Consider the following 12,543-nt stretch of genomic DNA (forward strand, 5'->3'; position numbering starts at 1 on the left):
TCATCCGCGCACCTCGGGCAGAATTTTCCCAGACGAATACAGGGGAGACACGAGATGCGAGCAGTCAGTGTGGCGGCAATCCAGTTGGCCGTGCCGGGATGGGACCGAGCGGCGAATCTCGCCGAAGCCGAGCGCCTGGTGCGCGAAGCGGCGGCACAGGGCGCACAGGTGATTCTGTTGCCTGAGCTTTTCGAGCTACCGTACTTTTGCACCGAACAGGACGCGAAGCACTTCCGCCATGCGCTGCCGTACGAGGGCCATCCCGCGATCACGCGCTTTAGCCGCGTCGCGGCAGACTTGAACGTGGTCCTGCCGATCAGTTTCTTCGAACGGGCCGGCAACGTCTTCTACAACACGGTGGCGATGATCGACGCCGATGGCAGCGTGCTCGGCCGCTACCGCAAAACCCATATCCCCGACGGCCCAGGCTACAGCGAGAAGTACTACTTCACGCCCGGCGACACGGGTTTCCGTGTCTGGCCGACGCGTTACGGCATACTCGGCGTCGGTATCTGTTGGGACCAGTGGTTCCCGGAGACGGCCCGCGCGATGGCGCTTCTCGGCGCCGAACTGCTGTTCTATCCGACCGCGATCGGCAGCGAACCGCAAGACCCCTCGCTCGACAGCAGCGCGCACTGGCAGCGCGTGATGCAGGGTCACGCAGGCGCGAACCTCGTACCGCTGATCGCCGCGAACCGCACGGGCCGCGAGCAAGGCCGCGACTTCCCGCAGCGCTATTACGGCTCATCGTTCATCGCCGACCAGTATGGCGAGCAGGTACAGAAAGCGGGGCGCGACGAGCCCGCGATCCTGCTTCATCGTTTCGATCTGGATGCGGTCGCCGCGGCACGCCATGCATGGGGCGTGTTTCGCGACCGGCGTCCGGCCTGCTACGGCATTCTCGCGACGAGCGATGGCGAACACCGTACCCAGGAGGGTGCATTTTGAGCATCGGCTCCACGAGTGTGACCGGCGTCGGCGGGTTGAGTGACGGATTCGAGCAGCAAGCATCCTGAGGAGACATTGCATGTTGACTGTGTATAGCGATCGGCACCGGCTGCACCATGGCCATGCTGAATTGATCGACGGCGAAATGAAGCCTTGCTTCGAGATGCCGAGCCGCGCCGATTTCGTGCTGGAACAGGTGCGCGAAACGAAACTCGGCGAAGTGATTGCGCCCGCATCGTTCGGGCTCGATCCGGTACACCGGATTCACGACAAGGGCTTCATCGCGTTTCTTGGCAGCGCGTGGGACGAATGGAGCGCGCTCGGCCGTAAGCACGATGCGCTGCCGCTCGTGTGGCCGGTGCGCGGCATGCGGCAGGACCGCGTGCCGGAAGATATCGACGGCAAGCTTGGCTACTATTCGATGGATGCCGGTGTGCCGATTACCGCGGGCACCTGGACTGCCGTGAGCGATTCAGTGGATGTCGCGCTCACTGGCGCACGCCACGTGAGGGAGGGCGCGCGCAGCGCGTTCTCGTTGTGCCGGCCGCCTGGGCATCACGCCGCGGCGGACTATATGGGTGGCTACTGCTATATCAACAACGCGGCGGTGGCGGCGCAGTCATTGCTCGACGCAGGCGCGAAACGCGTGGCGATTCTCGACGTCGACTATCACCACGGCAATGGCACGCAGAGCATTTTCTATCACCGTTCGGACGTCTTGTTCGCTTCTCTGCATGGCGACCCGCGCACCGAGTATCCGTTCTTTCTCGGGCACGCCGACGAAACCGGCACGGGGGCCGGCCTCGGCTACAACGCGAATTTCCCGCTGCAACCGGGTACGGCGTGGGCGGACTATACGGTAGCGCTCGACGCGGCTTGCGCGCGTGTCGCTGATTACGCGCCGGATGCGCTGGTGGTGTCGCTCGGTGTCGATACTTTCGAAGAAGACCCGATTTCGCAGTTCAAGCTGCGCAGCGCTGACTATCTGCGCATCGGCGAGGCGATCGGACGAGTGGGGAAGCCGACTCTGTTCGTGATGGAGGGCGGCTACGCGGTCGCGGCGATTGGGGTGAATGCGGTGAATGTGCTGACGGGTTTTGAATCGGTTTAACTGACCGTCTGTGGCGACACCGGCTGACTGTGAGCGAAGGGGTTTGGCACAGTCAGCGCGGCGTTCATGGCTTTTTCATCGCAGTGAGTGCCAGAGCGCTTAGCCGATAAAGCAGCAAAAAAGGCATTGTTGACGGCGGCCCTGCGCGCAACGTGCAAAGTGTCTATGTCCGCTTTATCGCGCGATCGATACGCTACGATTCGAGCCGGATTCCCGGTGAGATTATCCATAGCCATTGAGCGAGCGGCCGCGATCCCATGCTTCAGATACTAGGCAAAGCCTCATCCATCAACGTCCGCAAAGTACTGTGGGCATGTGCTGAACTCGACTTGCCGTTTGAACGGGAGGACTGGGGTTCCGGATTCAGGACGACCAACGTGCCCGAATTCGTCGCTTTGAACCCGAACGCCATGGTTCCGGTGATCAGGGACGGCGAGTTCGTGCTGTGGGAATCCAACTCGATCATCCGTTACCTGGCCGGCCGCTATGACGGCGAGTTTCTCTATCCGAGCGATCCTTGCGAGCGTGCGAAGTGCGATCAATGGATCGACTGGCAGGCGAGCGAGCTGAACCGGGCATGGAGCTACGCGTTTCTTGCGCTGGTCCGGCACTCGCCGGCTCATCAGGACCGGCAGCAGATCGATCTGTCGTGCGCGAACTGGGCAACGCATATTGCAATCGTCGACAGGCAACTGGAGAAGACAGGTGCCTTCATCGCCGGGCCGTCGTTCTCGCTGGCGGATATTCCGATCGCGCTTTCGATCAACCGCTGGTTCGAAACGCCATTGCAACACGGTCACTTTCCGGCGCTGACCGCTTATATGGAGCGCCTCGCTCCGCGCGCGGGCTATGTGGAGTACTGTCGCAACGGCACGCCGTAAGCAGCATACTTGCTGCCTGCGTGATTCGTGAAAGTGAGCGCGGTGACTCCGGCCGCAGTGACTTCAGCCGAAGTGACTCCGACATAAGGGATTTGCACCGCGCTGGAACACTTACAAAAATATTCGCGCAATGTTTACGGATTCCTGATTGCCGGGTACTTCTGCGTACCACCACCCGACTCGCCTACAATGGCCGCTTTTGCGACACAGATTGAAGGTTTAAAGATGCGGGTATCGAAATTTGCGCTGGCCTTGCTGACGGCCTGTTTCACTCTCAATGCAAGCGCCGAGATGACGGCCTCGCAATACAAGCTCTGGGCTCATACCGACAACAACTCGGTCTACGCGGCATACATCACGGGCACGATCAACGCGCTGGGGTGGGCAAACGGCGATCTGGTGTCGAAGAAGCGTCCGCCCCTGTTCTGCCCGCCGGAAAACCTCGCCATCGGTAACCAGAACGTCTATCCGCTGCTCGATCGGTTTTTCGCCAACCATCCGGGTCTTTCAGACGACTTTCCAATCGGTCTCGCGATTCTGCGCACGCTTCAGGCGGCGTTTCCCTGCTGATCCGGGGTCGCTGCGGCATCGTCGGGAAATGCCGTCGAACCGGTGGTCTGCGCCATCGCGGCGAGAGCAGGCAGCATCATGACGGCAAGAACGAGCAGGGATTTCATCGAGTGTCTCCACGTTGTTAGGAACAACCGGTTTCCGGACGGTGTGGCATCGGTCCGTCGGCCGACGCTACACCGGTTGTGTGGATCGTGCGTGCTCTAACGAACAGACCGGCAGCGGTTCAGATGAAGCGCGCCGGGGCGTTCGTTCACTACGCCGTGCGGTTCAGGACGCCGAGAGCGCTTCCCGGTTGTAGTTCCTGGCAAAGGCGTTCTCCACGCCCGGCAGAATCTCGACGACTTCGAAGAAGCGGTCCCAGAACGGTGTCTCACGGAGCGCTTCGACCACCAATTCATATGCGTGATGGCTCGTCGCGTGCCACACCCAGATATCCGTCACGCGCGCCGAATAGAACTCGACGTCGTAGAAACGCATGCTGACCTCGTCGGCGTGGGTCTTGAGGATCGGCTCGACGTGTTCGCGCAGCAGGCGAAACCGTTCGTCGACAGAAAAGGCGAGCCATTCGGGCGTCGTTTTGACGAGCATGAATACGGTCAATACAGGTTCTTTCACAGATGCAGTCATGTTGTTCGATTCCAGTTGAATGATGAGTGGCTGATGAGGTTTCGCGAAACAGGTTTAGAATACGAGCGATCGCTCACATTTAAAACTCGCGTTTCGGCCATGTCCAAATCGACCGCTGCACAACGTCTGAAGCCCCGTAAGTCGCCCGTTCAGCGGCGTTCGGCGCAAACCGTCGAAACCGTGCTCGAAGCGGCGGCTCGCATTCTGGAGACACACGGTCTCGCTGCGTACACGACCAACGCGGTCGCGGAGCGTGCCGGCGTCAGTATCGGTTCGCTCTATCAATATTTTCCGAATCGCGATGCGTTGACGGTTGCGCTGATCGAGCGCGAAACCGCGCAGCTGGTGGCCGACATCGAATCGGCGAGCTTGGTGGAGAGTTCGCGTGGCTGCGTGCTCGCGATGGTGCGCGCGGCGGTCGCGCATCAGATGCGCAGGCCGGAGTTGGCCCGCATCATCGATTTCGAGGAACGCAGATTGCCGCTTGGCGAGCGCCACCAGCGGGTGGCCGACGTCATTCATGCGGCGCTTTTGAGGGCGCTGACCGACAAGCCCGAAGCGCCGGATCTGGAAGATGCGAGTCTGGTTGCGCACGATTTGCTGGCGATCGTGCGCGGCATGGTCGATGACGCGGGCGAGCGCGAGGAACGCGACGCCGCGGCGCTAGAAGTGCGTGTGATGCGCGCCGTAGATGGCTACGTGGCGCTGTCGAGGGGGGTGAGCGGCGAGTCCTTGTAGTGGTCGCGACCCTTGCGGGGCCCGCTGACGCACCATGGACGGAACAGGCAAAAGGCGGGGCCGCAAGGGCCCCGCGAACGCTCAGAGTTGCACGAGGTTGGGAATCTGCACGTCCGGGTTGACGTCGGCTTCATAATCCACGCCGGCGATCTCGAATCCGAAGAGACGCAGGAAGTCGGTCTTGTAGCCGCTGAAGTCGGTGAGTTCGTAAATATTGTCGTTAGTCACCTGAGTCCAGAGTTCCTGGACGCGGGCTTGCACTTCAGGATCAAGTTCCTTGTAGTCGGCGCGCAGACGGCCTTCTTCATCGATGTGCGGCGCTGTGCCGTACATGCTGTCTTTGTAGAGTCCGTAGACCTGCTCGATACAGCCTTCGTGCGTGCCTTTTTCCTTCATGACCTTGAAGAGCAGCGACAGGTACAGCGGCATCATCGGGATCGCGGAGCTAGCCTGCGTGACGACAGCCTTGAGCACCGAGACGCGGGCATCGCCGCCCTTGGCCGCGAGTTTCTCGCGGATACCGAGCACCTTCTGGTCGAGATCTTTCTTGGCCGCGCCGATCGAGCCGTTCCAGTAGATGTCGTGTGTAATCTTTTCGCCGAGATAGGTGAATGCGGTCGTCTTCGCGCCGTCGGCGAGCACGCCGGCGTCGAGCAGGGCGTCGATCCACATCTGCCAGTCTTCGCCGCCCATCACCGCGACGGTGTTGTCGATTTCGGCTTGCGTGGCGGGTTCGAGCACGGTTTCCTTGACGACTTCCTTGTCGGTGTCGATGCCGCGCAGATTGACGGCCTTGCCGATTGGCTTCAGGGTCGAGCTGAAAACTTCACCGGTTTTCGGATGCGTACGCTTGGGCGCGGCGAGGCTGTAGACCACCAGGTCGACCTGACCGAGATCGCGCTTGATGACCTCAATCGTGCGTTGCTTGACTTCATCGGAGAAAGCGTCACCGTTGATGCTGGTCGCGTACAGACCTTTTTCTGTAGCAAATTTCTCGAAGGCGGCGGTGTTGTACCAGCCCGCGGTGCCGGCTTTGGTCTCGCTGCCGGCGCGCTCGAAGAACACGCCGAGCGTGGCCGCGTCCGAGCCGAACGCGGCGCTGATGCGCGCGGCGAGGCCGTAGCCCGTGGAAGCGCCGATCACGAGCACTTTTTTCGGGCCATTGGCGATAGGGCCGCGTGCCTTGACGTATTCGATCTGTTCTTTGACGTTGGCTTCGCAGCCAACCGGATGGGTCGATACACAGATGAAGCCACGCACGCGCGGTTTGATGATCATGAAGCACCTCTTGTCAGAATTGCCGACATTATAGTGGGGTTGGGTTTTTGCCTGCGAGCGGCGGTTTGGGTTGCCTACCGCGGCGCAAAAATCGGCCGTCGCTCAGCATCTTGGTAGGATTCAGCCTTTTCAAGCAGACGGTAAGCAAGTGTGAAGCTGATCCCCTCATTCCTGGAGACCCTTGAAAAAGGGCTAACCCTGGCGAACCCGCTCATCGCCCAGGCCCTTTGGCACCTGCGCCATCCCACGCGCCGCGGCGTGGCATGGGCTTGCGCTGCGATCCCGGCGCTCTTCGTCGTGTATGTGCTGATCCTGATCCCGTTTACGCCCAGCATCGGCGACATTCGCAAGGCGAAAATCGAGCAGCCGGCGCAGATTCTCTCGGCGGACGGCAAACTGCTGGCCGAATTCAAGCCCTCGAACCGTGAGTGGGTGAAACTCAAGGACATCTCGCCGAACGTGGTGAACGCGCTGATCGCCACGGAAGATCACCGCTTCTACCAGCATTTCGGGCTGGATTGGCGCCGCACGGCATCGGCCGCGCTGCACACGTTCTCCGGCGACCGCCAGGGGGGCTCGACCATCACGCAGCAACTCGCCCGCAATCTTTATCCGGACGAGATCGGCCGCGCCCCCACGCTGACCCGCAAGATCAAGGAGGCGATCACAGCCTTCAAGATTGAAGCGCTCTACACCAAGGACGAGATCCTCGAGACCTACCTCAACACGGTGCCGTTCCTCTACAACGCCTATGGCATCGAGATGGCGGCGCGAACCTATTTCGACAAATCGGCCGGCGATCTGAACGTGCTGGAAAGCGCGACGCTCACCGGCATGCTCAAAGGCAATAGCTACTACAACCCGGTGCTCAACCCCGAACGCGCCCTGCAGCGGCGCAACACGGTGCTGGCGCAAATGGTCAAGTACGACAAGCTCACGCCCGCGGCCTACGCGACGCTCACGCGCCGTCCCTTGCGCATCGATTTCGAGCGGCAAACCGAGCCGCCCGGACCCGCGCCGCATTTTGCGCAGCAACTGCGCAAGTGGCTCGCGGCATGGGCTGATCGCAACGACTACAACATCTATTCCGACGGACTGGTGGTGCGCACCACCATCGATTCACACTTGCAGACCATGGCCACTCAGGCCGTGACCTTGCAGGGCAACCAGTTGCAGGGCATTGCCAACGCGGCGTGGGGCACGCGTGCGGGTTGTGCGAGCGGCCGCGACCTGCTGCAGACTTTCCTGCGTGAAACGCCCGACTATCGCGCCGCGAAAGACGCCGGCCTGACGGACGACGACGCGCTGAAACGCGTCTCGTCCGACCGCGACCTGGTGCAGTCGGTGTGCGAGTCCAAAACCCGCGTGCAGGCGGACTTTCTCGCGATGGATCCCCGTAATGGCCAGATCAAAGCCTGGGTCGGGAGCCGCGACTTCAGCCAGGACCCGTTCGACCATGTCCAGCAGGCGCGGCGTCAACCGGGTTCGACCTTCAAGCCGTTCGTCTACGCCGCGGCCTTCGAAGATGGCGCCAAACCCAGCGACACCTTTATCGACAAGCCCGTCGAAATTCCGCTGGCCGGCGGCGAAGTCTGGCGTCCGAGCGACGAGGATGAGCCGAGCGAGCGCGCCATCAGCCTGCGCGACGGCCTCGCTTATTCCCGCAACCGGATCACCGCCCAGTTGATGGAAACGGTCGGTCCGAACAAGGTCGCGAAACTGGCCCGCGCCATGGGCGTGCGCGACAGCGAACTCGACCCGGTGCCGTCACTCGCGCTTGGCACGAGCCCGGTCACGCTGAAGGAGATGGTGTCGGCCTACGGCACGATCGCCAACCTCGGCGGTTACGTGGAGCCGGTGATGGTCACGCGTATCGAAGATCGCAACGGCGAGGTGCTGGCCGACTTCGCGCCGGCGTCGCCCAAACAGGAGTTGCCGGTCGACGCCGCCCGCACGCTCGTCGATGTGATGCGCGATGTGGTGAGCCGAGGCACGGGTTCGAGCATTCGCAGCCGCTTCGGCGTTCGCGGCGATGTCGCGGGCAAGACGGGCACCACGCAAGGTAACGCGGACGGCTGGTTCATTCTGATCCAGCCGCAGCTTGTGGCAGGGGCGTGGGTCGGCTTCAACGACAGTCGGGTGACCTTACGCAGCGACTATTGGGGCCAGGGAGCGCACAGCGCGTTGCCGATCGTCGGCGACTTTTTCCAGCGTGCGCAACGCGCGAAGCTGGTCGACAGCCGCATCAGGTTCGCGACCGACCAGGAGCCGGGTTGGTTTGCGGAACGCTCGGGCCGGCTGCGCGAGTGGTTCCAGCATCTGTTTGCAGCGTCGCCCGCGAAAACTGAGGCACCGGTTGTCACGCGCAATACCGCGCGACACGCGCCTGCTGTTGCGGCGCCTGCGCCGGCATCTGCATCTGCGTCCACTGCGGATGTCGAACCAAAGCCGCTCCCGGCGCAGCCGCCGCTTCTTCAGGCGCCTGTGCCGGCGAGCGGGGCAGCGAACGCGGCAGTTGACGGTGAGGCGCATGGCAGCGGCGAACCGGCCTTGGCGCCGACGCCTACGCCGGACGACATGGTGTCGCCAGACGCAGGCGGCAGCGCGGCACGCCCGCCCCTGGGTGCGTCGGCGAGCGTCAGCGCATCGCCCTGAGGCTAATCACGTTGCGCCGCGTGGTTTACTCCGCGCGGCGGTCTGGCCAGTGGCCACGGCCACGTAGGACGCGGTAAGGCCGCGCGGCGTTCTTCCGGGCGGCCACGGCCACGCATCAAGCGGGCGCTGAGCGGGCAGGCAAATGGTCCCGAGTTACGCTGCCAGGCGAGGTGTCACTAGGACCTCGCCACCTTCGCTCGTCCTGCCTCGCCGGGATTCGGACGGCTGCACGATGCCTCGAGCGACGTGTCGTGATGCAGCAGAAGCACGGCCGCCACCCCGACGAGTCCCGCACCTGACAAACAAAGCAGGCCGGCGCCGAAGCCACCGGTGCTGTCCTTGATCCAGCCCATCGCGTAAGGCCCGAAGAATCCCGCCAGATTGCCGAGGGAATTGACGGCGGCGATGCCGCCCGCCGCCGCCGCGCCCGACAGGAACGCGGCCGGCAAGGTCCAGATCACCGGCAGGCAGCCGAAGATGCCGAAGCCGGCAATCGACAGCGCGATCATCTTCCCCACCGGATTGTCGAGCCCAGCCGCCGCCGCGATGCCGCCGGCCGCGACCAGCAATGCGATCGCCACGTGCCATTTGCGTTCGAGCTTGCGGTCTGAATGGCGGCCCCAAAAGATCATGCTGATCACGCCGACGATGTAAGGCAACGACGTCACGAAACCGGTCTGCAGGTTGGTGAGACCGAAGGACTTGACGATCTGCGGCAGAAAGAAACTCAGGCCATAGTTGGTTGCGTTCGCACCGAAATAGATGAGCGCGACGGCGAGCACGCGCGGATTGAACAGCGCTTCCTTCACGCTGAAGATATGCACGGCCTCGCGATGCTCGCGTTCCTGAGCCTGACGGGCGACTAGCCAGTCGCGTTCGTCATCGGCAAGCCAGGTGGCGTCCGCCGGTTTGTCGGTCAGATAGAACAGCACGGCGAACGCGAGCAGCAGCGCGGGCAGCGCCTCGATCAGATAGACCCACTGCCAGCCGGCCAGCCCGCCGTGTCCGTCCATTGACAGGAGGGCGCCGGAAATCGGGCCGCCGATCACCGTGGACAGCGGAATGGCCGCCATGAAATAGCCGACCACACGGGCGCGATAGGCGGCGGGAAACCACAGCGTCAGCAGGAAGATGATGCCGGGGAAGAAACCCGCTTCGGCCACGCCCAGCAGGATGCGCAAGCCGTAAAACACGTGCGCGGGCGAGAAGCCGGTGAAGCGGGCGATGTCCGGAATGTAGGCCATCGCGCCGGCGAGGATCCCCCATGTGAACATGATCCGGGCAATCCAGCGTCGCGCGCCGAATTTTTCGAGCAGAAGATTGGACGGGACTTCGAAGAAAAAATACGCAATGAAGAAGATGCCTGCACCGAAGCCGAATGCGCTGGCGGACAGGCCAAGCGCCTTGTTCATCTGCAGTGCAGCAAAGCCGACGTTGACCCGGTCGAGATAGGCAATGAAATAACAGACGATCAGGAACGGCACGAGCCGAACCGTCACGCGCGTTATGGTGCGTGCTTCGATATCCATCGACGTCTCCTCCGGTTCAGCGTCCGGTTAGTTGATTGATGTGGTTACAGACTAGTCGGTGGAGGGCGAATCTGAAAGTGTTTTGCCATGGCTGGGCCGCCATTCTCATGCTGGCAGAATTAACTCGAACACGCGGCGCCAGCGCGAGGGCGCGTTCATCGCAAAGCGCATCGTCACGGCGATAGCAATGGTTCGCGCGGGATTCTTCGGGAGCGCCCGCCGCCAGGCGAGGCTCCCGCGCCACCCGGCGGCAGCGGTTCGCCTTAGAACCGATGCGTCATACCCACCGTCGCAAGAATCTGCTTGGTTCCGGGCGCGGTCACGGTCACGCCCGGCCAGCTCACCGTGGCTGTGCCGTTGTTCTTCATGTAACCCGCCCGCATGTACAGACTCGTACGTTGGGATATCAAATGGTCTACGCCCAGTTCGAGGCCCGGCGTATTGTCATGCGCGCCGCGCACGTTGCGCTGAACGCCGGCAATCGCGATTACGTCGGCCGGGGTGGCCTGGATCGTCGCGCCCAACTCCGCAATGCTCAGTGAATGCCCGGTGCCCAGATGCGCGGCCAGCGAGCCTGCCGCCGGATCCTGCGCGCGGTTGTACGAATAGTTGAACTGGAAGTTCACGATGCCGATCCGGTAAGCGAGGGCGCCGATAAAGTGCTCGGTGCCCAGCAAGCTCAGCGAAGCGGGCAGGCCGGCAATCGTTTCCTGTCCCGGATGCTGGTTCACGTACGCAAGACCCGCGTAGAAACCGTAGCCCGAGTAAGTGGCCGCGACGTTCAGCATGTTGCCCGTCGTGGCCGGCACGGGCTGGCTCACCGTGGCGGCGAACGCATACATGCCGTAGAACTTCAGGCCTTTCAAATCCGGCGATGCATACATGATCGAATTGCTGGCGCGGCCGGAATCGTACTGCGTCGACAGCGTGTTCCGATCAACTGCGAGGACGGTGGCCGAAAATGGCGACAGCACTTCGTTCGCGCGAAACGGATCGGACGGATAGATCACCCGGAAGCTCGGATCGTACTGGCGTCCCATGGTCAATGAACCGTATTGGGCGTCGCTCAGACCGACCCATGCCTGACGATAGAAGAGCGCCGAGGTGTCGGCGAACAATCCGCCGTTGTTCACGTTAAAGCCCGTTTCGACGTTGAACTGCGCCTTCAGGCCGCCGCCCAGGTCTTCGGTGCCCTTCAGGCCAAACAGGGAGCCGGTCGAGCCGCCACTCTTTTCGGCATACGAATGGACGCCGCCGTTGTCCAGATACTGGATGTTCGCATCGACGACGCCGTACAAGGTCACGCTCGACTCGGCGGCCGCGGCGCCACCGGCGGCAAGAATCAGCGTGGCTCCGCAAACGCCATGATTGATAAAACGCATGCATGTCTCCTCTTTTTATATCCGCCTGTTGCGGACTTGATTGCACAGCCTTGCTGCGGGGCGAGTGCGGGCGGGGTTCATCGACCCCGTCCGGTCGCGGCAAAAATCGAATGGCCGTGCTAATTTCAAGTCAACTGGCGGGATAAAGCTAGTGCATTGTTTTTATGAGAAGAATGCAGACATTGCATGGTAGAGAAAGGCCGTGGAAACCTGCCTCAACCCGACGGGATCACGCTGTGCGTCCATCACGCCGCGGACTTGCGAAGTCCCGCCCAGGCACGGCCCGCCGCCGATTATTCGTTCGTATGCAACAGTGTTTTCAGATGACGAGGCTGATCTGGCGCGCCTGATTGCGCATAATTTCGAGATTAGTAAAACGGTTAAAAATGTAGGTGAATATGTCCAACCATGTTTCAGATCAGATGCTCGATCAGGAGCGGGCATCCGTAGCGCAGCAGCGCCGAAGCCCACTGGTCGGCCGGGCGCGTGCGCTCGTCGCGGCGATGGCCGCGTGCGCGAGCCTGGTGGGATGCGCATCGGCGACCGACGTTGTCGCCACCGACAAACCCGGCACTTACACGGTAGCGGCGAGCGCGACCGGCGGCCGGCTGGCCTGGGCTCGCGCGCACGAACACGCAGTCAGCGAGGCGCGCGACTACTGCGAGCGGCGCGGCATGCAGAGCAGTGTCACGACGGAAACGGTGAGCGGCGTGCAGACGATGACCGCGCATGCATCGGAAGTGAGTTTCGAATGTCATCCGACGTTCTAGAGGGACGGGGAAACTAACCACCGAAGCCGTGTCGTCGATCAGAGTGAACCA

Annotated in this window: 12 protein-coding genes; 7 read left to right on the plus strand and 5 right to left on the minus strand. The window is 62.2% G+C overall.

Annotation, left to right across the window (positions count from 1 at the left end; translation table 11 throughout):
• Nucleotides 1-54 precede the first annotated feature (54 nt).
• From aguB to HHL24_RS19705, 4 genes are all read left to right on the plus strand, one after another.
• Nucleotides 55-948: an N-carbamoylputrescine amidase gene (gene aguB, locus HHL24_RS19690; RefSeq protein ID WP_169487092.1), complete on the plus strand. Its 894-nt coding sequence runs from the start codon at nt 55-57 to the stop codon at nt 946-948.
• Between the two features lie 79 nt (nt 949-1,027).
• Nucleotides 1,028-2,059, plus strand: coding sequence for a histone deacetylase family protein (locus tag HHL24_RS19695; protein WP_169487093.1), 1,032 nt, complete (start codon nt 1,028-1,030; stop codon nt 2,057-2,059).
• A 257-nt stretch (nt 2,060-2,316) separates the two neighbouring features.
• Entirely contained in the window at nt 2,317-2,940 is a 624-nt protein-coding gene (locus HHL24_RS19700; RefSeq protein ID WP_169487094.1) for a glutathione S-transferase family protein, read from the plus strand.
• 225 nt (nt 2,941-3,165) lie between these two features.
• The gene (locus HHL24_RS19705; protein ID WP_169487095.1) at nt 3,166-3,510 is read left to right on the plus strand and encodes a hypothetical protein; all 345 of its coding nucleotides are present in this window, start codon (nt 3,166-3,168) and stop codon (nt 3,508-3,510) included.
• Here the strand turns inward: HHL24_RS19705 and HHL24_RS44600 are convergent.
• Nucleotides 3,489-3,617, minus strand: coding sequence for a hypothetical protein (locus tag HHL24_RS44600; protein ID WP_268966728.1), 129 nt, complete (start codon nt 3,615-3,617; stop codon nt 3,489-3,491). The two genes, HHL24_RS19705 and HHL24_RS44600, sit on opposite strands and share 22 nt — an antisense overlap.
• A gap of 163 nt (nt 3,618-3,780) precedes the next feature.
• Nucleotides 3,781-4,140 carry a darcynin family protein gene (locus HHL24_RS19710; protein WP_169487096.1) on the minus strand — a complete coding sequence of 120 codons (360 nt, stop codon included), beginning with the start codon at nt 4,138-4,140 and terminating at the stop codon, nt 3,781-3,783.
• 99 nt (nt 4,141-4,239) lie between these two features.
• Here HHL24_RS19710 and HHL24_RS19715 point away from each other — a divergent pair, with 99 nt between their 5' ends.
• Entirely contained in the window at nt 4,240-4,878 is a 639-nt protein-coding gene (locus tag HHL24_RS19715) for a TetR/AcrR family transcriptional regulator (RefSeq protein ID WP_169487097.1), read from the plus strand.
• Between the two features lie 81 nt (nt 4,879-4,959).
• Here HHL24_RS19715 and fabV read toward each other — a convergent pair whose 3' ends face one another.
• Nucleotides 4,960-6,156, minus strand: coding sequence for an enoyl-ACP reductase FabV (gene fabV / locus HHL24_RS19720; RefSeq protein WP_169487098.1), 1,197 nt, complete (start codon nt 6,154-6,156; stop codon nt 4,960-4,962).
• Nucleotides 6,157-6,306: 150 nt separating this feature from the next.
• Between fabV and HHL24_RS19725 the strand changes: the two genes are divergently transcribed.
• Nucleotides 6,307-8,811 (plus strand): penicillin-binding protein 1A, encoded by a 2,505-nt coding sequence (locus tag HHL24_RS19725; protein WP_169487099.1) that lies wholly within the window; start codon nt 6,307-6,309, stop codon nt 8,809-8,811.
• Nucleotides 8,812-8,987: 176 nt separating this feature from the next.
• Here HHL24_RS19725 and HHL24_RS19730 read toward each other — a convergent pair whose 3' ends face one another.
• Both HHL24_RS19730 and HHL24_RS19735 read right to left on the minus strand, forming a co-directional pair.
• Nucleotides 8,988-10,340, minus strand: coding sequence for an MFS transporter (locus tag HHL24_RS19730; RefSeq protein WP_169487100.1), 1,353 nt, complete (start codon nt 10,338-10,340; stop codon nt 8,988-8,990).
• 263 nt (nt 10,341-10,603) lie between these two features.
• The gene (locus HHL24_RS19735) at nt 10,604-11,722 is read right to left on the minus strand and encodes a porin (RefSeq protein ID WP_169487101.1); all 1,119 of its coding nucleotides are present in this window, start codon (nt 11,720-11,722) and stop codon (nt 10,604-10,606) included.
• A gap of 398 nt (nt 11,723-12,120) precedes the next feature.
• Here HHL24_RS19735 and HHL24_RS19740 point away from each other — a divergent pair, with 398 nt between their 5' ends.
• Complete coding sequence (locus tag HHL24_RS19740) at nt 12,121-12,492, plus strand: hypothetical protein (protein ID WP_169487102.1); 372 nt, start codon at nt 12,121-12,123, stop codon at nt 12,490-12,492.
• The last annotated feature ends 51 nt before the right edge of the window (nt 12,493-12,543 follow it).

Origin of the sequence: Paraburkholderia polaris (assembly GCF_012927345.1) — a bacterium.
Taxonomy (GTDB): domain Bacteria; phylum Pseudomonadota; class Gammaproteobacteria; order Burkholderiales; family Burkholderiaceae; genus Paraburkholderia; species Paraburkholderia polaris.

What these genes read in the sequence shown, in the direction of transcription:
- aguB (WP_169487092.1), top strand. Translation starts at nt 55, where the DNA reads ATGCGAGCAGTCAGTGTGGCGGCAATCCAGTTGGCCGTGCCGGGATGG.
- HHL24_RS19695 (WP_169487093.1), top strand. Translation starts at nt 1,028, where the DNA reads ATGTTGACTGTGTATAGCGATCGGCACCGGCTGCACCATGGCCATGCT.
- HHL24_RS19700 (WP_169487094.1), top strand. Translation starts at nt 2,317, where the DNA reads ATGCTTCAGATACTAGGCAAAGCCTCATCCATCAACGTCCGCAAAGTA.
- HHL24_RS19705 (WP_169487095.1), top strand. Translation starts at nt 3,166, where the DNA reads ATGCGGGTATCGAAATTTGCGCTGGCCTTGCTGACGGCCTGTTTCACT.
- HHL24_RS44600 (WP_268966728.1), bottom strand. Translation starts at nt 3,617, where the DNA reads ATGAAATCCCTGCTCGTTCTTGCCGTCATGATGCTGCCTGCTCTCGCC.
- HHL24_RS19710 (WP_169487096.1), bottom strand. Translation starts at nt 4,140, where the DNA reads ATGACTGCATCTGTGAAAGAACCTGTATTGACCGTATTCATGCTCGTC.
- HHL24_RS19715 (WP_169487097.1), top strand. Translation starts at nt 4,240, where the DNA reads ATGTCCAAATCGACCGCTGCACAACGTCTGAAGCCCCGTAAGTCGCCC.
- fabV (WP_169487098.1), bottom strand. Translation starts at nt 6,156, where the DNA reads ATGATCATCAAACCGCGCGTGCGTGGCTTCATCTGTGTATCGACCCAT.
- HHL24_RS19730 (WP_169487100.1), bottom strand. Translation starts at nt 10,340, where the DNA reads ATGGATATCGAAGCACGCACCATAACGCGCGTGACGGTTCGGCTCGTG.
- HHL24_RS19735 (WP_169487101.1), bottom strand. Translation starts at nt 11,722, where the DNA reads ATGCGTTTTATCAATCATGGCGTTTGCGGAGCCACGCTGATTCTTGCC.
- HHL24_RS19740 (WP_169487102.1), top strand. Translation starts at nt 12,121, where the DNA reads ATGTCCAACCATGTTTCAGATCAGATGCTCGATCAGGAGCGGGCATCC.